General features: G+C 77.0%; 16 protein-coding genes. 10 read left to right on the top strand and 6 right to left on the bottom strand.

Annotated features, from left to right (window positions below; all coding sequences use genetic code 11):
* Window positions 1-23: 23 nt before the first annotated feature.
* Both MJ876_RS02695 and MJ876_RS02690 read right to left on the bottom strand, forming a co-directional pair.
* Window positions 24-1,229, bottom strand: coding sequence for a GDSL-type esterase/lipase family protein (locus MJ876_RS02695; RefSeq protein ID WP_240234511.1), 1,206 nt, complete (start codon window positions 1,227-1,229; stop codon window positions 24-26).
* 138 nt (window positions 1,230-1,367) lie between these two features.
* Window positions 1,368-2,618 (bottom strand): SGNH/GDSL hydrolase family protein, encoded by a 1,251-nt coding sequence (locus MJ876_RS02690; protein ID WP_240234510.1) that lies wholly within the window; start codon window positions 2,616-2,618, stop codon window positions 1,368-1,370.
* A gap of 57 nt (window positions 2,619-2,675) precedes the next feature.
* Here MJ876_RS02690 and recC point away from each other — a divergent pair, with 57 nt between their 5' ends.
* From recC to MJ876_RS02645, 9 genes are all read left to right on the top strand, one after another.
* On the top strand, window positions 2,676-6,095 hold the full coding sequence (recC, locus tag MJ876_RS02685) for an exodeoxyribonuclease V subunit gamma (RefSeq protein ID WP_240234509.1): 3,420 nt from the start codon (window positions 2,676-2,678) through the stop codon (window positions 6,093-6,095).
* Window positions 6,092-9,496: a UvrD-helicase domain-containing protein gene (locus MJ876_RS02680; RefSeq protein ID WP_240234508.1), complete on the top strand. Its 3,405-nt coding sequence runs from the start codon at window positions 6,092-6,094 to the stop codon at window positions 9,494-9,496. The genes recC and MJ876_RS02680 overlap by 4 nt, the downstream gene beginning before the upstream one ends.
* On the top strand, window positions 9,493-11,292 hold the full coding sequence (gene recD, locus MJ876_RS02675; protein ID WP_240234507.1) for an exodeoxyribonuclease V subunit alpha: 1,800 nt from the start codon (window positions 9,493-9,495) through the stop codon (window positions 11,290-11,292). The genes MJ876_RS02680 and recD overlap by 4 nt, the downstream gene beginning before the upstream one ends.
* Window positions 11,293-11,302: 10 nt before the next feature.
* Window positions 11,303-11,950 (top strand): ACT domain-containing protein, encoded by a 648-nt coding sequence (locus MJ876_RS02670; protein WP_240234506.1) that lies wholly within the window; start codon window positions 11,303-11,305, stop codon window positions 11,948-11,950.
* 99 nt (window positions 11,951-12,049) lie between these two features.
* On the top strand, window positions 12,050-12,361 hold the full coding sequence (locus MJ876_RS02665) for a DUF4333 domain-containing protein (RefSeq protein WP_240234505.1): 312 nt from the start codon (window positions 12,050-12,052) through the stop codon (window positions 12,359-12,361).
* 2 nt (window positions 12,362-12,363) lie between these two features.
* Window positions 12,364-12,909, top strand: a complete 546-nt coding sequence (locus tag MJ876_RS02660) for a DUF4333 domain-containing protein (protein WP_240234504.1) — start codon at window positions 12,364-12,366, stop codon at window positions 12,907-12,909.
* Window positions 12,906-13,610: a bifunctional 2-polyprenyl-6-hydroxyphenol methylase/3-demethylubiquinol 3-O-methyltransferase UbiG gene (locus MJ876_RS02655; protein WP_240234503.1), complete on the top strand. Its 705-nt coding sequence runs from the start codon at window positions 12,906-12,908 to the stop codon at window positions 13,608-13,610. The genes MJ876_RS02660 and MJ876_RS02655 overlap by 4 nt, the downstream gene beginning before the upstream one ends.
* Entirely contained in the window at window positions 13,607-14,296 is a 690-nt protein-coding gene (locus MJ876_RS02650; RefSeq protein WP_240234502.1) for an NAD-dependent deacylase, read from the top strand. The genes MJ876_RS02655 and MJ876_RS02650 overlap by 4 nt, the downstream gene beginning before the upstream one ends.
* A 64-nt stretch (window positions 14,297-14,360) precedes the next feature.
* Window positions 14,361-15,059, top strand: a complete 699-nt coding sequence (locus tag MJ876_RS02645; RefSeq protein WP_240234501.1) for a CPBP family intramembrane glutamic endopeptidase — start codon at window positions 14,361-14,363, stop codon at window positions 15,057-15,059.
* Window positions 15,060-15,068: 9 nt separating this feature from the next.
* Here the strand turns inward: MJ876_RS02645 and MJ876_RS02640 are convergent, their stop codons facing one another.
* From MJ876_RS02640 to MJ876_RS02630, 3 genes are all read right to left on the bottom strand, one after another.
* On the bottom strand, window positions 15,069-15,983 hold the full coding sequence (locus MJ876_RS02640) for an NAD(P)H-binding protein (protein WP_240234500.1): 915 nt from the start codon (window positions 15,981-15,983) through the stop codon (window positions 15,069-15,071).
* Between the two features lie 173 nt (window positions 15,984-16,156).
* Complete coding sequence (locus MJ876_RS02635; protein ID WP_240234499.1) at window positions 16,157-17,902, bottom strand: ABC transporter ATP-binding protein; 1,746 nt, start codon at window positions 17,900-17,902, stop codon at window positions 16,157-16,159.
* Window positions 17,899-19,602 (bottom strand): ABC transporter ATP-binding protein, encoded by a 1,704-nt coding sequence (locus tag MJ876_RS02630; protein ID WP_240234498.1) that lies wholly within the window; start codon window positions 19,600-19,602, stop codon window positions 17,899-17,901. The genes MJ876_RS02635 and MJ876_RS02630 overlap by 4 nt, the downstream gene beginning before the upstream one ends.
* A 123-nt stretch (window positions 19,603-19,725) precedes the next feature.
* Between MJ876_RS02630 and MJ876_RS02625 the strand changes: the two genes are divergently transcribed.
* Window positions 19,726-20,136, top strand: coding sequence for a lipopolysaccharide assembly protein LapA domain-containing protein (locus tag MJ876_RS02625; RefSeq protein ID WP_240234497.1), 411 nt, complete (start codon window positions 19,726-19,728; stop codon window positions 20,134-20,136).
* A gap of 18 nt (window positions 20,137-20,154) precedes the next feature.
* On the opposite strand, the gene MJ876_RS02620 is transcribed toward MJ876_RS02625, so the two are convergent.
* Window positions 20,155-21,042 (bottom strand): M15 family metallopeptidase, encoded by an 888-nt coding sequence (locus MJ876_RS02620; RefSeq protein ID WP_240234496.1) that lies wholly within the window; start codon window positions 21,040-21,042, stop codon window positions 20,155-20,157.
* Window positions 21,043-21,066: the final 24 nt, after the last annotated feature.

The raw sequence follows: 21,066 nt of genomic DNA, 5'->3' as shown, positions 1-21,066 counted from the left end.
TGGTCGAGGCGCCGGACACCGCCTCAACCAGCGTCGGCCGGCACCTCGACGGTGACGGCGGGGCCGGGCTCGCTGACCATGCGGCCGGGCAGGCCCCGGCGGACCTGGGCACTCAGCTCGTGGGTGCCGGGTCCGAGGGCGAGGGTCGTGCTGGGGGTGTCGGTCCAGGCCGACTTGCGGCGTTCGCCGTCGGTGCGGATCTGCAGGCGGATGGCGTCGGCGCTGGAGCGCTCGCGCTCGCCGTCCCACGTCACCCGGACCCGGCCGTCGCGCAGCACCCCGGCGGTGATGCGGGGGGCGGGGTCCCACCGCTCGTCCGGGTCGTACACGCGGACCTTGCCCTCGAACAGGCCGAGCCGGCCCATCGCGGCGAGCATCCGGTCGGCCATCAGCGTCTCGCCGGCGGCGTCCGGGTGGGAGCCGTCGTAGGTGTACTCCCCGGGCACCCAGTCCAGGTTCGACCCGGTCCGGAGCCGGTTGACCTGCACGAGGCAGGGCCGTGAGCCCCACTGCCGCTCGATCAGCTCGTTGGCGCCGTCGGTGCGCTCGTTCTTCGCCTCGGTGGTCACCTGCTTCGACGGCTGCTCCGCCGTCGGGATCTGGCCCAGCACGAAGCGGGTGCGCTCCCGGCCGAGCGCGTCGTCCGCGGCCCACACCTGCCGCATGTAGTCCGCCGTCCGCTCGGCGATCACCTCGGGGGTGGCCTTCAGCGCGTTCGCGTCGTTGAACCCCAGCTGGAGCACGACGACGTCCGGCTCGTAGGTCGCGACGAGGTCGTCGACGGGGTACTGCGCCTCGAGGGTCTCGAAGGTCGACCGCGCCTGGGCGGCGTGGAAGAGGTTGTCGTCGAAGCCGTGGTCGAGGTGCTCGTAGCCCTCGGGCGAGTCCGAGCCGTTCAGCGCGATGGTGGGGCCGACGAACGCGACGTCGTCCCGCTTCTCCTGCAGGCCGCGCCAGACCCAGTAGCGGTACGACGCGGAACCGGCGCGCCCCTGCGTCATCGAGTCCCCGACGAACATGATCCGGAGGTCGCGGTCGCCGGGGTCGAGGAGCCCGCAGGCGGAGCCGCTCTCGGTGTCCTCGCCCCCACCCGGGCTGAGGTCGAACGGAGCCCCGCGACCCTGCGTCGCGACGAGGACGACGACCACCAGGACGGCGACCAGCGCTGCCCCGACCGCCAGGACCCAGGGGAGACGGCGCCGGCGGACGGCCTGCGTCCCGGTGCTCACGCGAGCGTCCTCCCCATGCGTCGACGTCGGTCCGGGGGCCCGTGACGGCGTGGCGGCTTGCCCGCAGGCCCGCTGACACGGTAGTTGAACACTCGTCCACCCGCCTAGCGGACTCCCGAACGCGTGGACGCCGCGGGGTCAGTCGCCCGGCGGGTCCTGCGCGCCGCGCGGCCGCTCGACGGGCCCGGGGACGACGGACGCCGGCCCGGGGCCCGCGACCATCCGCCCCGGGGCGCCCCCGCGCCGCAGCACCAGGGACACCTCGGTGCCGGGCCGCAGCGGCATCAGCGCCGAGGTGGCGGCGCTCCACGGCGTCAGCCGGGGCGCCCGACCCGGCTCGACGAGACGCAGGCGCGCGCGGTCGGCCCCGGCGAGACGCTCGGCCGCGGCCCAGTCGACGCGCCACTCCCGGCCCCCGGCGGGCTCCAGCGTGAGGTCGAGCCCCGGGGTCCACGGCTCGTCGGGGCGGTAGACGTCCGGGCGGCCCCGCAGGGCGCCGAGGCGACGCAGGGCGTCGAGCATGCGCTGCGCCATCAGCGTCTCCCCCGCCGTGTTCGGGTGGCGGCCGTCGAACGTGTCGCGCACGGGCCGCCAGCGAGGCTCGCCGCCGGTGCGGAGCTCGTTGGTGACCACCCGGCACGGCTCGGTGAGCTGCGCGGCGACCAGCCGGTTGGCCTCGCGGGTCACGGCGTTGCGCTCGGCCAGCGGGCGGGACCCGCTCTTGCCCGCCAGCGGCACCTGCCCCAGCACGAAGCGGGTGGCCGGCCCGCCCCGGACGGCGTCGACGTGGCGGAACGAGCGCACGAACGCCGCCGTGCGACGGGCGATCTCCGCGCCGTCGGCGTGGTTGGCGTCGTTGTAGCCGAGCTGGAGGACCACCACGTCGGGGTCGTAGCGGCGGGCGAGGACGCGTGGTCGGTCCGGGTGGGTCAGGAACGTGGCCCCCGCCTGCGCCGCGTGGGCCAGCTGGCGGTCGAAGCCGTGGTCGAGGTGCTCGTACGACGCCCGCGGCGGCACGTCCCGCGGCGCCCGGTGGGTCCGCAGCCGCGGCCCGACGAGCTCGGCGTCGGTCCCCGTCTGCTCCAGGCCGCGCCACACCCAGTAGCGGTAGGTCGCCGACCCGGACAGGCCCTGGGTCATCGAGTCGCCGACGAACATGATGCGCAGCGGGCGGCGGGCCGGGTCGAGCGGAGGGCAGGCCCGGGCCGTCGGCCCGCCGGTCCGGGCGTCCTCGGTCCGCTCCAGCGGCAGCACCCGCGGGCGGTCGGGGTCGGCGGCGGCGGGCGCCGGCGCGACGGCGTGCCCGCCCGCGGCCACGAGCGCGGCCAGCAGCACGCCCGTCAGGGCGCGCGGGACGACGGCCGGCCGGCCGGGGAAGGGGAGCCGCACCCGGCGACGGTAGCCGCCCACCGGCCGCTGTCGGTGGACCGTGGCAGGGTCGTCGGCGTGTCCCTCACCGTCCACCACGCCCCCGGCACGGCCGCCCTGGCCGAGGGTCTCGCGGCGCTCCTGGCGGAGCCGGTCGCCGACCCCTTCGTCGAGGAGGTCGTCGTGGTGCCGACGCGCGGGGTGGAGCGCTGGCTCGCCCAGCGCCTGAGCCACCGTCTCGGGGTCGGCGGCCGGGGGGCCGACGGCGTGTGCGCCGGGGTCCGCTTCCTGACCCCCGGCTCGCTGGTCTCGATGCTGCTCGACCGCGAGCGGGACGACCCCTGGGCCCCGGAGCGCCTGGTGTGGCCGGTGCTCGAGACCGTCGACGCGAGCCTCGACGAGCCCTGGTGCTCCGCCCTCGCCGCCCACCTCGGCCACGGTGACGACGGCCCCGAGGCCGAGCTGCGCCGGTCGCGCCGGTGGTCGGTGGCGCACCGCCTCGCGCGGCTGTTCGCGTCGTACGCCGTCCAGCGGCCCGGGCTGGTCGCCGACTGGCGGGCCGGGCGCGACACCGACGGCGCCGGGGGCCCGCTCGACGACGACCTCGCCTGGCAGGCGGAGCTGTGGCGCCGCGTGCTCGAGCGGGTGGGCGCGCCGCCCCCGGACGTGCGGCAGGCCGACGTCGTCGCGCGGCTGGCGGCCGGCGACGACGACCTGGCGCTGCCCGGCCGGCTGTCGCTGGTCGGCCACACGCGGCTGCCCGCGAGCGAGATCGCCCTGCTCGAGGCGCTCGGCGGTCGGCGCGACGTGCACCTGTGGCTGCCCGTCCCGTCGGGCCGGCTGTGGGACGCCGTCCGGGCGGCGGCCCCCGGCCCGGGGCCGGTCCCGCGCGCCGAGGACCCCACCTCCGCGCTGGTGCGGCACCCGCTGCTGGCCTCGCTGGGCCGCGACTCCCGCGAGCTGGGGCGTGCCCTGGCCCACCTGCCGGCCACCGCCGCGAGCCCGTCCGACGTGGTGCCGCCGGCCCCGCCGTCCACCCGGCTCGGCTGGCTCCAGGCCGACCTGCGCGACGACACCGTCCCCGACGCCGCCACGCGGGCCTCCCGGGTGGTGGCCGAGCACGACCGCAGCATCCAGGTCCACGCCTGTCACGGGCCGAGCCGGCAGGTGGACGTGCTGCGGGAGGTGCTGGTCGGGCTCCTCGAGGACGACCCGACCCTCGAGCCCCGCGACATCGTCGTGATGTGCCCCGACATCGAGACCTTCGCGCCGCTGGTCTCGGCGGGCTTCGGCCTCGCCGGCGCCGTCGGCGACGCGCCGGGCGGCCCCGGGTCCCGCACGGGTGGGCCCGCGCACCCCGCGCACCGGTTGCGCGTCCGTCTGGCCGACCGTGCGCCGGGCAGCACGAACCCGCTGCTCGCCCTCGCCGCCCGGCTGCTCGCGCTGTGCGGGAGCCGCGTCACGACGGTCGACATCGGCGACCTCCTCGCCTCCGACGTCGTGCGCCGGCGGTTCTCCCTCGACGACGACGACCTCGACCGCGTGCAGCGCTGGATCGAGTCCGCCGGCGTGCGCTGGGGCCTCGACGAGGAGGCGCGGGCCCCGTTCGCCATGCAGGCGTTCGGGCACAACACGTGGCGGGCCGGGCTGGACCGGATCCTGCTCGGGGTCGCGATGAGCGGCGACGACCACCGCCACCTCGGCCGCGGCCTGCCCCTGGACGACGTGGGCAGCGGCGAGGTCGAGCTGGCCGGCCGGCTGGCCGAGATGGTCGACCGGCTCGACGGCACCCTCCGGGCGCTCGAGGGCGCGCACGGGGTCGACGCGTGGGTCGCGGCCCTGCGCGAGGGGGTGCGCGCGCTCGGCGACGTGCCCGCCGACGAGGCCTGGCAGTGGACGCAGCTGGACCGCGAGCTGGCGCGGGCCTCGCAGGGCGGCGACCCCTCGGCCGGGCTGCGGCTCGCCGACGTCCGCGCGATGCTGGCCACCCGGCTGCAGGGCCGCGCGACCCGGGCCAACTTCCGGACCGGCACCCTGACCGTGGCCACCATGCTGCCGATGCGGTCCGTGCCGCACCGGGTGGTGGCGCTGCTCGGCCTCGACGACGGCGTGTTCCCCCGCGCCGCGGTCCCGGACGGCGACGACGTCCTGGCCCGCCGGCCCCTCACCGGGGAGCGCGACGCCCGTGGGGAGGACCGCCAGCTCCTGCTCGACGCCGTCCTCGCCGCCACCGAGCACCTGGTCGTCACCTACGACGGCGCCGACGAGCACACCGGGGCCCGCCGGCCGCCCGCCGTGCCGCTGGGCGAGCTCGTCGACGCCGCCGGTCGGACCGCCGCCCCCGGCACCGGGCCGCGCCTGGTGACGCGGCACCCGCTGCAGCCCCACGACGCCCGCAACCTCAAGGGCGGCCCGGCCGCCGACGACCCGCCGGAGTGGGAGGCCGACGGCCTGGAGGGGCCCGAGCAGCGACCGTTCGGCTTCGACCCCGCCGCCATCGCCGGCGCCCGTGCCCTGACGACGGACCGGCGTCCGCCCGAGCCCCTGCTCAGCGGGCCGCTGCCCGCCCGGCCGCCCGAGACCGAGATCTCGCTCGACGACCTGCGTCGCTTCCTGGTGCGGCCCGTGCGGACCTTCCTGCGCGACCGGCTCGACGTGGCGCTGTCCCGCGCCACCACGGAGAAGGCGACGGCCATCCCCGTCACGCTCAAGCAGCTCGCGAAGTGGGAGGTCGGCGACTTCCTGCTCCGCGAGATGCTCGCGGGGGCCGACGTCGACGCCCTGCTCCACGCCGAGCTGCTCGGCGGCCGCCTCGGCCCCGGCCAGCTGGGGGAGGCGTCGCTGCGGGAGGTGGCCCAGGACTGCCAGGACCTGTGGAACACCACCGTCGCCCTCCGCGAGGGCGGGGCCCGCGCCGTCGATGTGGACATCGAGCTCGGCGGCGACCTCGCCGGGCGGCGCGTCGTCGGCACCGTCACCGGCGTCCACGCCGACCGCGTCGTCCGCCTCGGCTACTCCCGGCTCAAGGCCACCCACCGGCTCGCCGGCTGGGTCGACCTCCTCGCCCTGTCCGCGCAGGACGTGGAGGTCGGGTGGACCTCGCACGTCGTGGGTCGCTCCGGCTCCCGACCCCGACGCGCGCTGGCGGGCGGCGTCCACGACGCCGGGCTCCCCCTGCTCGCCGAGCTGGTGCGGTTGCGCGACCACGGCCTGCGCACGCCGATGCCGCTCCCGGCGGCCACCGGGGAGGCGTTCGCCGCGGCGGCGGTCCGGCGGGCGGCCGGCTCGCGCATCGACCCGGCGGAGGAGGCGGCCAGGGAGTGGGTGACCGACGTCCACAACCCGCGCGGCTTCCCGAAGGAGGACGCCGAGGCCGAGCACGTGCGGGTCTGGGGCCCCGCCGCCCCGCTGCGCGCCCTGCTCGAGGCGGGCCTGCCCCGGGCCGCGAAGGCGGTCTGGGAGCCGCTGCTCGAGCACGAGGAGGTGCGGGGCCTGTGAGCGCGACCGCGAGCACCCCGTTCGACATCGCCGGGCCGCTGCCGGTGGGCACCGTCCTCCTCGAGGCCAGCGCCGGCACCGGCAAGACCTGGACCATCGGGGCCCTCGTGACGCGGATGGTCGTCAGCGGCGACGTCCGCCTCGAGGACATGCTCGTCGTGACCTTCGGGCGCGCCGCGAGCCGCGAGCTGCGCGAGCGGGTCCGCGCCCAGCTCGTCGAGGCCGAGCGGGTGCTCGCGGGCGATCCGTCGGCCGCCGAGCTGCCGCCGTCCGACCTGCTCGACCTGCTGGCGCGTCTCGACCCGGCCGACCGGGCGGCCGGCCGGGAGCGGGTCCGCGCCGCGCTCGCGTCGTACGACGCCGCCACGATCGTCACCACCCACCAGTTCTGCAGCCTCGTGCTGGACTCCCTCGGCGTCGCGGGCGACGTGGAGCCCTCGGCCCGGCTCGTGGAGGACGTCGACGACCTGGTCTCCGAGGTCGTCGACGACCTCTACCTGCGGGCGTTCGCCTACGCCGACGCGGCGCCGGTCTTCGACCACGACACCGCCCGCGCGATCGCCGCCGACGCGGTCGGCGACCCGCAGGCCCGGCTCGAGCCCGCCGCGGCCGACCGGGCCACCCCGGAGGGCCGCAAGGTCGCGTTCGGCGAGGCCGTGCGGCGCGAGGTCGCCCGCCGCAAGCGCCGCCAGCAGGTCCTGTCGTACGACGACCTCCTCAGCCGGCTCGCCGACGCCCTCACCGACCCCGACGGCCCGGCCCGGGCGCGGATGCGGCGCCGGTGGAGCGTCGTCCTGGTCGACGAGTTCCAGGACACCGACCCCGTCCAGTGGCAGGTGCTCGACCGCGCCTTCTCCGGCGTGGCGACGATGGTGCTGATCGGCGACCCCAAGCAGGCCATCTACGCCTTCCGCGGCGGCGACGTGACGACGTACCTCACCGCCGCCCGCACGGCGGCGACGCACCACACCCTGGGGGTCAACCGCCGCAGCGACGCGGCGCTGCTCGACCGGCTGCAGGTCCTGCTGGGTGGCGCGGAGCTCGGCGAGGGCATCGTGGTGGGGCCGGTCGAGGCCCACCACGACGGCAGCCGCCTGCTCGGCGCCGACGGCGCGCCGCTGCCGCCGTTCCGGCTCCGGACGCTGCGCACCGACGACGTCGACCGGCGGGGCAGGGACGGGCTGATCGGGGTCCGCACCTCCCGACCGCGGATCGCCACCGACCTGGCGCGCGACGTCCGGCGGCTGCTCACCTCGGGGGCCACGTGGTGCGGCCGGGCGGTCCAGGCCCGCGACGTGGCGGTCATCGCCTACCGCCACGCCGACCTCGCGGCGGCCCGGGACGCCCTGCTCGCGGAGGGGGTGCCCGCGGTCATCGCCGGCGGCGGCAGCGTCTTCGCGACACCGGCGGCCGACGAGTGGGTCGTCCTGCTGGAGGCGCTCGAGCAGCCCCACCGCAGCGACCGCGTCCGCGCCGCGGCCCTCACCTGCTTCGTCGGGCTCACCGCCGCCGAGCTCGACGCGGGCGGCGACGACCTCACTGACGCCGTCGCCGACCGGTTGCGCGGGTGGACCGAGCTGTTCCGCCAGCGCGGCGTCGCCGCCGTCGCCGAGGCCGCCACCGCCGGCGGGCTCCCGGCCCGGGTGCTCGGCGTGGCTGGCGGCGAGCGGCTGCTGACCGACGTCCGGCACGTCGGTGAGCTGCTCCACGAGGTGGCGCTGACCGAGCGCCTCGGGCTGGTCTCCCTGCTGGGCTGGCTGCGCGAGCAGGTCCGGCTGGGCCGCGAGCGCAAGGGCAGCGAGCGCACCCGGCGGCTCGACTCCGACGCCGCGGCGGTGCAGCTGGTGACCATCCACGCCTCGAAGGGTCTGGAGTACCCGGTGGTCTACCTGCCCGCGCTCGCCGACCGGTGGGTGCCGAAGCCCGACCGGCCGCTCTTCCACGACGCCGACGGGGTGCGCTGCCGCAACGTCGGCAACGGCGGGGACGACTGGGGCGACCACGTGGCCCGCTGGCACGCCGAGGAGGCGGGGGAGTGGCTGCGCTACCTCTACGTCGCCGTGACCCGCGCGCAGTCGCAGGTCGTGGCCTGGTGGGCGCCGTCCTCGAACGCCGCCCCGTCGCCGCTGCACCGGCTCCTGGTGCGAGAGCCCGGTCAGGCCGAGGTGCTCCCCGCGCCGTCGGTGCCCTCCGACGACGACATGGCGGCACGGCTGGCGGCCTGGGAGGCCGCCGGCGGGCCCCGCGTCGAGCGGGCCGACCACCCGGAGGGCGGAGCGGTGGTGGCGACCCCGGCGACGCCGCCGCTGGCGCTGCGCCGTTTCTCCCGCGAGGTCGACACCACCTGGCGTCGGACGTCGTACTCCTCGCTGAGCCGCCTGGACGGGCTGGCCCCGGGCGAGCGGCCGACCGTCGACGCGACCGCGGCGGCGCCCGCACCGACCAGCGAGCCCGAGGTCACGGTCCGCGACGACGAGGAGCTGCCGGCGGTCCCCACGCCGACGGGCGAGCTCCCGCCGGGGGTCGAGGACGTCGCCTCGCCCATGGCCCACCTGCCCCTGGGCGCCACCTTCGGCTCGCTCGTCCACGCGGTCCTCGAGCACGCCGACCCGGCCGCGGGTGACTGGCGGGCCGAGCTGGCCGCGCACGTGTCCGAGCAGCGGGACCTGTGGGCGGTGGACGTGGACGTCGACGAGGTCACCGACGCCCTCGTCGCCGTCTGCGCCACGCCCCTCGGACCGGCGGCGGGCGGGGTGCGCCTCGCCGACCTCCCGCTGGCGTCGCGCCTCGTCGAGATGGAGTTCGAGCTGCCCCTGGCGGGTGGCGACGCCCGGGGCCCGGCGGGGCGCGACGTCCTCCTGGGCGACCTCGCGCCGCTGCTGGAGGGCCACCTGGGCGACGACGACCCGGTGCGCCCGTACGCCGCGGCGCTGCGGGGCCCGCTCGGGCGCCAGAGCCTGCGCGGCTACCTGACCGGCTCGGTCGACGTCGTCCTCCGAGTGCCCGCGAGCGGCGCGGGCTCGGACGACGGGCGGTACCTCGTCGTCGACTACAAGACGAACTGGCTTGGGCCCGTCGACGAGCCGCTCACCGCGGGCCGCTACACGCCCGCCGCCCTGGCGGGGGCGATGACCCACTCCGACTACCCGCTGCAGGCCCTGCTCTACGCCGTCGTGCTGCACCGCTTCCTGCGGTGGCGGCTTCGCGACTACGACCCCGAGCGGCACCTCGGGGGCGTGCTCTACCTGTACCTGCGCGGCCTCGCCGGCCCGGACACCCCGGTCGTCGACGGAACCCCGTGCGGGGTCTTCGCGTGGCGGCCCCCGGCGGCGCTCGTGACCGCGATGTCCGACCTGCTCGACGGGGCCGACGGGTCACCGGGGACGGGAGGCGCGCCGTGACCGAGCTCTTCGAGCCCAGCGACGCCCACGACCACCGCCTCGCCCTGCGCGCCCGGCACGCCGGCGGGCTGCTGGCCGACGGCAACGCTGCCGGGCTGCTCACGGCCGCCGACGTGCACGTCGCCACCCGCACCGCCGCCCTCGGCGGCGAGGAGGACGAGCGGGTGCTCCTCGCGGTGGCGCTGCTGGTCCGGGCCGTACGCCGCGGCGCCGTGGCCCTCGACCTGGACGGTGTCCGCGACCTCGCGCCCCTGGCGTGGCCCGAGCCGGACGGCTGGCTGGCGGCGGTGCGGGACTCGCCGCTGACGGCGGCCGGACTGCTGCACGTCGACGACGGCCTCGTCTACCTCGACCGCTACCACCGGCTCGAGGTCCAGGTCGCCGACGACCTCCGCGCCCGGGCCGACCTCGACGCGCCCGCCGTGGACGAGGACCGGCTCACGGCCGGGTTGGAGGCGCTCGGCGGCGACCACTTCAGCCCCGAGCAGCAGCAGGCGGCCGAGCAGGTCGTCCGCTCCCGCACGGCGATCCTCACCGGCGGCCCCGGGACGGGCAAGACGACGACCGTCGCCCGCATCCTCCTGCTGCTCGCCGACCAGGCCCACGCCCGCGGCGAGCGGCTGTCGGTCGCGCTCGCGGCGCCCACGGGCAAGGCCGCGACCCGCCTCGAGGAGGCCGTGGCGGGGGAGCTCGCGGCCCTCGCCGGGCCGACGGCCCGGCCCGGTGCCGCCGAGCTCGCCCGGCGCGCGCCCCGGCTGGCCGGGGTCACGCTGCACCGCCTGCTGGGCTGGCGGCCCGACAACGCCACCCGCTTCCGCCACGACCGCGACAACCGGCTCGGGTTCGACGTCGTCGTGGTCGACGAGTCGTCGATGGTGGACCTGACCATGACCGGCCGCCTGCTGGAGGCCGTGCGGCCGCAGGCCCGGCTGCTGCTCGTCGGCGACCCCGAGCAGCTCACGTCCGTCGGCGCCGGGGCGGTCCTGGGCGACCTCGTCGAGGCCGCGACCACGACGCCCGGGCTGCCGGTGGCGCCGCTGCGGACCAACCACCGCTCCACCACCCACATCAACGACCTCGCCGCGAGCCTGCGCGCCGGTGACGCCGACGGCGTCCTCGAGGTGCTGGCGCGCGACACCGACGAGGTCGGGCTCGTCGAGGTCGACGGCACCGAGGAGGCCGCCGGGGCGCTGCGGGAGGTCTGCCTCCCCGCGGCGCGGTCCGTCCGCGACGCCGCCCGCTCCGGCGACGTCGCCGCGGCCCTCGCCGGGCTGGACTCCCACCGCCTGCTGTGCGCGCACCGCGAGGGGCCCTGGGGCGTCGCGTGGTGGAACCGCCAGGTGGAGCGCTGGCTCGCCGAGGACGACGAGGAGCACGGCGTCGCCCCGACGTACGGCCCCTTCTACGCCGGCCGGCCGCTGCTGGTGACCGAGAACGACTACACGCTCGACCTCTACAACGGCGAGACCGGCGTCGTGGTGCCCGCGGCCGACGGCCGGCTGCGTGCGCACTTCGGCGGCGGGCGCCAGGTGGCCCCCGGCCGCATCGGCGCGCTGGAGACGATGCACGCGATGACGGTGCACAAGTCGCAGGGCAGCCAGGCGGACACGGTCACCGTCCTGCTGCCCGACGCCGACTCGCGCCTGCTCACGCGCGAGCTGTTCTACACCGCCGTGACCCGGGCGCAGCGCCGGATCCGCGTGGTCGGCTCGCCGGAGGCCGTCCGTGTGGCGGTCGCCGCACGGGCGCAACGCGCCACCGGGCTGGCCCAGCGGCTCGCGGCCGCTCGTCGCTAGGGTCGGGGCCATGCCGTTCCTGCTCCGTGTCGAGCTGCCCGACGTGCCCGGGTCGCTGGGTCGCGTCGCGACGGCCATCGGTGAGGCCGGCGGCGACATCGACGCCATCGAGATCGTCGAGCACCGCGACGACGGCTACGCGGTCGACGACGTGCTCCTCGAGCTGGCCCCCGGTCACATGCCGGACTCGATCGTCTCGGCCTGCAACACCCTCGACGGGGTGCAGGTGATCTGGATCAGCCGGTACGCCGCGGGCGGCAACCTCTTCATGGACCTGGAGGCGGTGGAGGAGCTGACCGCCAACCCGCCCCAGGCGCTCGACCGCCTGGTCGACCTCGTGCCCCTGACCTTCCGCGCCGACTGGGCCGCCCGGATCCGCCCGGCCTCGCCCGACGCGGAGCCGGACAGCCCGGCGCACGTCGTCCACGCCACCGGCGCCGCCCCCGACGGCCTCGCCTGGCCGGGTCTGGAGCGGGCCGCGCGCCTGCCCGACGGCGACGGCGACGTCGTCCGGTGCGGCGCGCCGCTCGAGGCGTCCGAGGGCGGGCCGCCGGAGGCCGTGGTCATCGGGCGGCGAGGTGGACCGGACTTCCTGGACTCCGAGCTCGCCCGCCTCGGGCACCTCGTCGCCCTCGCGGTGTCCATCAGCAGGTCCTGACGGTGCCGCCCCGCAGGGGCGTCTCCGGTGGGCGTTTCCTGTGGACGGGGTAGGGCAGACTGTGGGCGTCCCGCTCACACCCTGACCCCGGAGGTCTCCGTGTCCGCTCGTACGCTCCCGTCCCGCCTCGCCCTCGCCGCCGGCGCCACGCTCGCCCTCGGACTGCTGGGCGGGTGCGCGAGCACCGTGTCGTCCTCCGACATCGAGGAGCAGATCACCACCCAGCTCGGCAACCAGGGCCTCGAGGCGGAGAACGTCGACTGCCCCGAGGACCTCGACGCGGAGGAGGGCGCGACCACCACGTGCACCCTCGAGGCCGAGGGCGAGGAGTACGACGTGGCCATCGAGGTCACCGGGGTCGACGGCGACAACGTGAACTTCTCCATCCAGGTCGCCGACGAGCCGAACTGACCGTGGGGCTGCCGACGCGCACCGCGGGTGCGGTGGTCCTCGCCGGCGTCCTGGTCGGCGCCCTCGCCGGGTGCGGCCGGACGGTCGACGAGGACGACGTCGTCGACGAGGTGTCCGCGGTGGTCGAGGACGCCTCCGGCTCCGCGCCCGACGGCGTCGACTGCCCGGACGCCCTCGACGCCGAGGAGGGGGCCACCACCACCTGCGAGGTGAGCGTCGACGGCACGACGTACGACACGGACGTCGAGGTCACCGGCGTGGAGGGGGACTCCGCGGAGTTCGACGTGATCGTCCCCGATGACCTGCGCCTGCCGCGGGTCGCCGCCGAGGACGTCGAGCAGGAGGTCGCGAGCCAGGTGGCCGCCCAGGTCGGCTCGGCCCCGGACGGCGTCAGCTGCCCGGAGGACCTGCCCGCCGAGGTCGGCGCCACGATCACCTGCACCCTCGTGGACGGCGAGGACGAGTACGACACGTCCGTCGAGGTCACCGAGGTGGACGGCACCGACGTCAACTTCTTCATCCAGGTCGCCGACGAGCCGAACGCGTGACGGGACCGGGCAGCACCACCCGCTGGCAGCGGGTCGCGACCGACGACGCCGGGCCGACGTACGCCGAGGCCTACGCCCGGCGGTTCGCCGACGCCGAGGCCGCCGGGGACGATGTCCACGGTGAGGCCGGGTTCCTGGCTCGGCTGCTGGCCGGCCTGACGGCCGGCCCGGCGCGGGTCCTCGACGCCGGGTGCGGCACCGGCCGGGTGGCGGTCCGGCTGGCCGGGCTGGGCCACGACGTCGTCGGCGTGGACGTCGACGACGCCATGCTGGAGGTCGCCCGGCGCGACGCGCCCGCGCTGCCCTGGCGCCGGGTGGACCTCGCGGCCGTGCCGGCCGACCTGGCCGGCTTCGACCTCGTCGTGCTCGCCGGCAACGTCGTCCCGCTCTGCGAGGCCGGCACCCTGCCCGCCGTCGCCGCGGGCTGCGTCCGGGCGGTGCGCCCGGGCGGGCTGGTGGTCAGCGGCTTCGGGCTCGACGAGGAGCACCTCCCCGAGGGCTGCCCGGTCACCCCGCTGGCCGACTGGGACGCCGCCTGCGCCGCCGCCGGCCTCGTGCTGCGCGACCGGTTCGACGCCTGGGACGCCGCCGCCCGCCCGTCGTCCGGCGCGCCCGACGCGTCCGGCGCGTCCGGCGCGTCCGGCGACGGCTACGCCGTGAGCGTCCACGTGCGCCCGACGGAGCCGGGGGCGGCCCGGTGAGGGTCGTCGTCCTGACCGGCGCCGGGATCTCGGCGGAGAGCGGCGTGCCCACCTTCCGCGACGCCGACGGGCTCTGGGAGGGCCACCGCGTGGAGGACGTCGCGACCCCGCAGGCGTTCCGCCGCGACCCCGAGACCGTGCACCGGTTCTACGACGCCCGCCGCGCGGCGCTCGCCTCCGTCGAGCCGAACCCCGCCCACGAGGCGCTGGCCGCCCTCGAGCGCGCCCTCGGCGACGACCTGCTCCTGGTCACCCAGAACATCGACGACCTCCACGAGCGCGGGGGCTCGACCGACGTGCTCCACATGCACGGCCGCCTGCGCTCCGCGCTGTGCGCCGCCTGCGACGCACGGGTCGGGTGGGACGGCCCCCTGCTCGGGGCGCCCCCGTGCGCGGCCTGCGGCGCCGACGCCCTGCGCCCGGACGTGGTCTGGTTCGGCGAGGTGCCGCTCGGCATGGAGCGCATCCAGCGCGCGGTCGCCCGGTGCGAGGTGTTCTGCTCCATCGGCACCTCCGGCGCCGTCTACCCCGCCGCCGGCTTCGTCCAGTACGCCGCGGCGTACGGCGCGCACACCGTCGAGCTCAACCTCGTCCCCAGCGAGGGCACGGCCCACTTCGCCGAGGCCCGGCACGGCCCCGCGTCCCGCCTCGTGCCCGCCTGGGTGGCGGAGATCACAACCGGCTGAGGTGGGGCGTGAGGTCCTGCCCCGATCGGGTACCCCTCGAATCGGCTCCCTACAGTGAGGCGACATGACGACGGCGCGACGGCAGCAGGTCACCACGGCCGTCTTCGCCGTCATCGGCACCGTGCTGCTCGGCTCGCTGCTGCGTCTCACGCCCGGCGGGACCGCCTTCTACGTCGTCACCCTGGCCCTCGCCCTCGTCTGGGCGGTCGGCGCTTTCGCCGCCGGCCCCGTGCACCTCGGTCGGCAGGGCTGGTTCACGCTGCGGCCCTCGGAGGCCGTCCGTCGTCCGGACGAGTCGAGGCCCGACGCCGGGCCGCGCGACCGCTTCGTCGGCCCCCGCCCGTTCCTGGTGCCGCTGGCCATCGGGCTCGGCCTGGCCGGGGTCTTCGTCGTCGGCGGCCTGATCGTCCGCGAGATCCCCCCGCTCGACGCGGCCGTCACCGCCGTCCTCCAGTTCGCCGCGGCCGGCACCGGGCCGCTGCTGCTGTTCATCACGGTGATCAACGGGCTGGCGGAGGAGCTGTTCTTCCGCGGTGCCCTCTACGACGCCGTCCGCGGCCGCAAGGTGCTGATCACGACGGTCGTCTACGCCCTGGCGACCCTGCTGACGGGCAACGTGATGCTCGCGTTCGCCGCCATCGTCATCGGCCTCGTCGCCGGCCAGCAGCGGCGCGTCACCGGCGGCATCATGGCGCCGATGATCACGCACGTGACGTGGTCGGTCTCGATGCTCTACGCGCTGCCGCTGCTCTTCCCGGTCTGAGCGGGCCCGTCAGGCCTCCGAGGCCTGCCGGTCGGTGATGGCCCGGCGCACGGCCTCCTCGTACGTCATCGGGTCCCCCGGGACGACGTCGTGGATGGAGTGGTCGGTGACGAGCACCTCGGTGTCCATCGAGTCGACGAGGTTGCGCGCCGTCATGGTGTCGACGTCGGTCACGAGGCTGAGCCAGTACGACGACAGGCGCGGGCTGAGGATCGGCACGGGGACGATCGGCGGGGCGTGGCCCTTGATGACGGTCGAGGCGACCCGCAGCATCTCCAGGTAGTCGATCTGGTCGGGCCCGCCGATCTCGAAGGTGCGGCCGATCGCGTCGTCGTTGCCGGCGACGCCGACGAGGTAGCGGACGACGTCCGCGAGCGCGATCGGCTGCGTGCGGGTCTTGACCCAGCGCGGGGCGACCATGGCGGGCAGCTTGTCGACGAGCTGGCGGGTGATCTCCCACGAGATGCCCCCGTGGCCCACGACGATCGCGGCCCGCAGCACGGTGACGGGCACCCCGGCCGCACCGAGCCTGCCCTCGACCTCGCGGCGCGAGCGCAGGTGCGGGGAGAGCTCCTGGTCGTCGGCGCCGAGGCCGCCGAGGTAGACGATCTGCGACACCCCCGCCCGCTTCGCGGCCTCACCGAACGCGGTGGCGGCCTCGGCGTCGAGACGCTCGAAGTCCTTGGCGTCGAGGGAGTGCACGAAGTAGTAGGCGACGTCGACGTCGGCGAGGGGCTTGTCGAGGGTCTCGGGGTCGAACACGTCGCCGTGCACGGCCTCGCCGGGCCCGTCGTACGTGTCGGGGTGACGCGTCATCGCGCGGACCTCGTGACCGGCGTCCACGAGCTCGGGGACGAGGTGCTGGCCGACGAATCCGGTCGCGCCGGTCACGAGGACGCGCAGGGACGCGGGGGAGTCAGCCATGCCCTCAGTGTGCCCGCAGACGTCTCCACCCATGCTCCGCCGCCACCCGCGCCCCCGTCAGCGTGACGGACGCGACAGGCCGCGCCTCCCCGGACCGGACGCCCGCCGGCGCCGACGGGCTCCTGGCCACCCGCCGCCGGCCCCGGTCCCGGGAGCCCCGCGCGGGACGACCGTCAGCGCTGGGACCAGGCGCGCCAGAGCTCGGCGTAGCGGCCGCCGGCGGCGACGAGCTCGTCGTGGGTGCCGGAGTCGACGACGCGACCGTCGTGCATGACCCAGACCCGGTCGGCGGCGGCGGCCTGGGTGAGCCGGTGGGCGACGACGAGGGAGGTGCGGCCGCGGGTCGCGGCGGACGCCGCCCGCTCGAGGTCGCGGGCTCCGGCGGAGCCGGCCTCGGCGGTGGCCTCGTCGAGGACGGCGACCAGCGGGTCGGCCAGGGGCAGCCGGGCGAGGGCGAGGTGCTGGGCCTGGGCGGGGGTGAGCTCGAGCCCGCCCTCGCCGACGACGGTGTCGAGCCCGTCCGGGAGCGCCTCGACCCAGCCGAGGGCGCCCAGGTCGCCGAGGACGGCGCGCAGCTCGTCGTCCGTCGCGGACGGCTTCGCGAGCAGCAGGTTGTCGCGCACGGTGCCGGTGTAGACGTGGACCTCCTGCGTCACCACCGCGACCGGCGGGCGTCCGTCGGCCTCGACGGCGGCCAGCGGGACGCCGCCCAGCTCGACCGTCCCGGCGGTGGGGTGCAGGCGCCCGGCGGCGACGGCCGCGAGGGTGGTCTTGCCGGCTCCGGTGCTGCCGACCACCGCGACCCGCTCCCCGGGCGCGAGGACGGCGTCGACGCCGTGGACGACGGGCCGGTCCTCGACGTAGGCGTGCGTGATGCCGCGCAGCGCCACCCCGGCGTCGGCGGGCGGGCGGACGTCGGCGGGGCGCGCGGGGCGGGGCATGAGGACCATGCCGGTGAGCCGGGTGAGCGACGCCCCGGCCGACTGGACGTCGTCGAAGAAGAACAGCAGCGCGCCGACCGGGTTGAACAGCCGGTGGAAGAACAGCGCCGCGGCGGTCACCTCGCCGACGCTGACGGCGTCCGCGCGGGCCGCGAGGAACCCGACGCCCAGCACGAGCAGCAGCCCGAGCGCCTCGGACATGTTCATGCGGAACCCGAAGCGCGTGTAGAGCCGGAAGACGTCGAGGGTGATCTCGGCCGCCGACCACGACGTCGACTCGATCCGCTCCTGCGCCCGCGGGGCGAGACCGTGGGCGCGCAGCGTGGCGCTGCTGCCCAGGCCCGTGACCAGCGCCTGCGCCCGGACGCCGTTCGCGGCGCGCTCGGCGCGGTACTTCGGCCCGCTGCGGCGCAGGTACCACCGCAGCCCCAGCACGTACGCCGGCGCGGCGGCCAGGCCGGCCAGCCCGAGCCGCCAGTCCAGCAGGAACAGCCCGCCGGCGGTGAAGGCCACGGTGACGAGCGAGTTCACGACGAGGGGCACGGCCTCGGTCAGGGACTCCGAGATCAGCCGGACGTCGTCGCCGACCCGCGACAGCAGGTCGCCGGAGCCGGCGCGCTCGATCCGGGCGGGGTCGGTGTGCAGCGCGACGTCGAGGACCTCCTCGCGCAGCTCGGCCAGCGCGGGCTGCCCGGCCGCGGCCAGCGCCGTCACCCCGACGGTGGTGGCGACCGCCCCCACGACGGCGGCCAGGGCGATCCAGACGGCGGCGACGACGATGCGGCCCTGGTCCCCGCCGTCGTCGACCACGTCCACGACCCGGCCGAGCATGAAGGGGCCGACGAGGCCGGCGGCGCCGACCAGGACGAGCGACACGACGGTCGCGACGAGCGCGCCGGGCCGACGGCGCAGCAGCGGCCAGGCGACCCGGGCCGCCTCGCGGGGGGTGCTGATCGGCAGGGTGTCGGGCCCGCTCATCGCAGCACCGCCTCGGCGTACGCCGCGGCCGCCGGGTCGGCGAGGAGCTCGGCGTGCCGGCCGCGGGCGACGACGCGACCCTCGCGCACGTGGACGACGACGTCGGCGGCGTCGAGGAGGGCGGGGCTGCTGGTGAGCACGAGCGTCGTCCGTCCCCGCCGCAGTGCGGCGAGCCCGGCGGCGATGCGCTGCTCGGTGACCGCGTCGACGGCGGTGGTGGGGTCGTGGAGCACCAGGCCGGGCGGGTCCGCCGCGAGCGCGCGGGCCAGTGCGAGGCGCTGGCGCTGCCCGCCGGACAGGTCGGTGCCGTCGGCGCTGACCGGTCGCTCGACGCCGGCGGGGTCCAGGTCCGCGACGTCGGTCGCCGCCGACGCCTCGAGGACGACGCCGAGCCGGTCGTCGTCCAGCCGGCCGGCCGGGTCGACGTTGCTGCGCAGCGTCCCCTCGAACAGGTCGGTGCCGTGGTCGTCCACGAGGAGCCGTGCCGCTCGGGCGGCGACACCGAGGTCGACCAGGTCCGCGCCGTCGAGCCGGACCGCCCCGGCGTCGGGGCGCCGCTCCCCGCGCAGCAGCGCGAGCAGTGTCGCGGCCGCGGCGGGGTCGTCGACCACGACGGCGGTCGTCCGGCCGGGCTCCACCTCGAGCGTCAGGCCCCGCAGCGGGCCGGTGGTGACGGCGTCCACCTCCAGGGCGGGGGGTCCGGTGGCGCCGGGGGCGGGCAGCGGGCCGTCCTCGGCGAGCGGGGGCGTGGCGAGGAGGTCGACCACGCGGCCGGCGGCCGCGCGGGAGCGGGCGAGGTCGGCGATGAGGTCGGTGGCCATCCGGATCGGCTCGGCGAAGAACTGCGCGAGCCCGACGACGGCGATGAGCTCGCCGACGCCGATCTCGCCCTGGGCGGCGCGCAGGCCGGCGAGCAGGGCGACGACGGCGAGGAACAGCCCGGACAGCCCGTTGGCCACGCCGACCAGCAGCCCCTCGGAGCGGGCGCTGTCGACCGCGGCGTCGGACGCGGCGCGGCTGCGGCGCCGGTAGCCGGCCAGGGCGGCGTCCTGCCCCCCGATGCCCTGCAGCGGTCGCAGGCCGCGGACGAGGTCGGTCGCCACGGCGGTCGCGTCGCCCACGGCGTCGAGCTGCACGGTGCTGCGCCGGGCCAGCCGGGGCGCGAGCAGCTGGGTGCCGGCCAGCACCAGCGGCACCCCGACGAGGACGACGAGCGCGAGGACGGGGTCGATCCCGACGAGCACCACGGTGCTCACGGTCAGGCCGAGCAGCGCGGCGACGGCGAACACCAGCTGGCGCAGGACGTTGGACACCGTCTCGGCGTCGGTGGTCGCGAGGCTGAGGACCTCGCCGACCGGGCGTCCGGTGCGGGCGCCGACGGGGGCGAGCACGTGGGCCGCGATCTCGCTGCGGATGCGGTGCATCTCGACGGTCCGGCAGCGCAGCAGGATGCGCGAGCCGAACCGGAACGACAGCCCGAGGACGACGAACAGCAGCGCCGTCGCCGTGCCCCACAGCGCGAACGCCAGCGGGTCGCCGGTCGCGACCGCGCGGTCGACGACGACCCCGATCATCACGGGGACCATGGCCTCGCAGACCTGCCACAGCCCGATGATCACGAGCGCCCCGACGAGGGGGCGCGCCTGCCGGCGCAGCGTGCGGGCCACGAGGGCGCCGCTGGTCCCGGGCGCCTCGTCCACCGTTCCTCCGCTCCGCCGACGACCGTCAGGTAAGGCCACCCTAAGCCCGGCGTGTCGTGGCGGGTGAAGCGGTCGTGGGCCCCGGCCCCACGCCCTAGGCTGGTCGCGAGCCAAGGAGGGCCCATGAGCCAGCAGGACCCGGTCGTCGGCGGACAGCCCGCGAACCAGCCTCCGCCCGCACCGACGTACGACGACCGCGCGCCCGAGCCCACGGGGCGCGACGCGGTGGCGGAGCGGCAGGAGGAGCAGGAGCAGCGCCGGGTGAAGGGCAGCCCCGACGACCCGCTGCGCGGGTCGGCGACCGGTCACGTGTGGGTGATCCTGGTGCTGATGGTCGTCGTCCTCGTGCTGCTCGCGGTCTTCATCCTGCAGAACCTCGAGTCGGTGCAGGTGAACTACTTCGGCGCCACCGGCAGCTCGCCGCTCGCCGTGGCGCTGCTGCTCGCCTTCGCGGCCGGGCTGGCGGTCGCCGGGCTCGCCGGCACGGCGCGGATCCTGCAGCTGCGGCGGCGCGTGCGGAAGGCCGACCGCTAGGCCCCCGCCCGGCGGGACTCACCCGCCGGTGCTGGAGAAGTGCTGGTAGTCCTTCAGCGAGGTGTAGTCCCCGCCCCACTGCCACCCGATCCGGGCGAACGCGCGGACGACGGCGTCGCCGGGGCGGATCATGCCGGGCAGGTCCCGGTCGCGGTCCAGCCACGCCGAGGCGAGCTCGGGGACGACGAGGTCGTCGCGCTCGTAGGGGTTCTGGAACGGGTTCAGGTCGATGGCCCGGCCGTAGGCGTGCTCGGAGTACGACGTCCCGCCGGTCACCGGGCGGCACACGAACGCGCCGGAGTTGTTGCCGTCGCCGGTGGGCGGGGCGTCCAGCTCGGCGGGGCGCGTGATCCGCAGCTCCTCGAGCGGGAAGTCGGCGTCCCAGAGGGCGCGGAACACCCGCACCATCGGCCGCGCCCACTCCGAGGCCAGGAGCAGCTCGCCGGTGTGCCGCTCGCCGTCGAACCCGCGGAAGGTCACGCGGACCCACGCCAGGTCGTCGGCCGCGACCGGGCAGCCGGGCGCCCAGGTCGACCGGTCGAGGACGCCGGTCGGCGCGGGATCGGCGACCCGGGCGGCGAAGCCGCCGCCGGGCAGCGGCGGCAGGGTGTCGGCGACCGTGAACGCCCGCTCCCGCAGCGCGGGTGGGGTCGCCCGGACCTCACCGAAGCCGTCGCCGCGGTCGGGGAGCACCCGGGTGCCGAGCCAGGGCGGCGGGGTCGACCCGGGCTCGGGCGGCTGGGCGGACTCGGACGACCGGGGCGACTGGGGCGACTCGGACGACTGGGGCGACTGGGACGACCGCGGCGGCTCGGGCTCCGTGGCCGGCGCGGCGTCGTCCCCGCTCGGCGCGCACGCCGCGAGCAGGAGCGTCGCGGTCGCCAGGAGGATCGCGGTTCGCCTCACCCGGCCAGGCTACGGACGCCAGTA

This window comes from Nocardioides sp. CFH 31398 (assembly GCF_022436705.1).
Lineage (GTDB): Bacteria > Actinomycetota > Actinomycetes > Propionibacteriales > Nocardioidaceae > Nocardioides.
Note: the sequence above shows the minus strand (reverse complement) of the source record. Positions and strands in the feature narration are given on the sequence as shown.

Coding starts and splice junctions, on each gene's coding strand:
- MJ876_RS02635 (WP_240234499.1), bottom strand. CDS start 17,902: ATGAGCGGGCCCGACACCCTGCCGATCAGCACCCCCCGCGAGGCGGCC.
- MJ876_RS02670 (WP_240234506.1), top strand. CDS start 11,303: ATGCCGTTCCTGCTCCGTGTCGAGCTGCCCGACGTGCCCGGGTCGCTG.
- MJ876_RS02625 (WP_240234497.1), top strand. CDS start 19,726: ATGAGCCAGCAGGACCCGGTCGTCGGCGGACAGCCCGCGAACCAGCCT.
- MJ876_RS02640 (WP_240234500.1), bottom strand. CDS start 15,983: ATGGCTGACTCCCCCGCGTCCCTGCGCGTCCTCGTGACCGGCGCGACC.
- MJ876_RS02645 (WP_240234501.1), top strand. CDS start 14,361: ATGACGACGGCGCGACGGCAGCAGGTCACCACGGCCGTCTTCGCCGTC.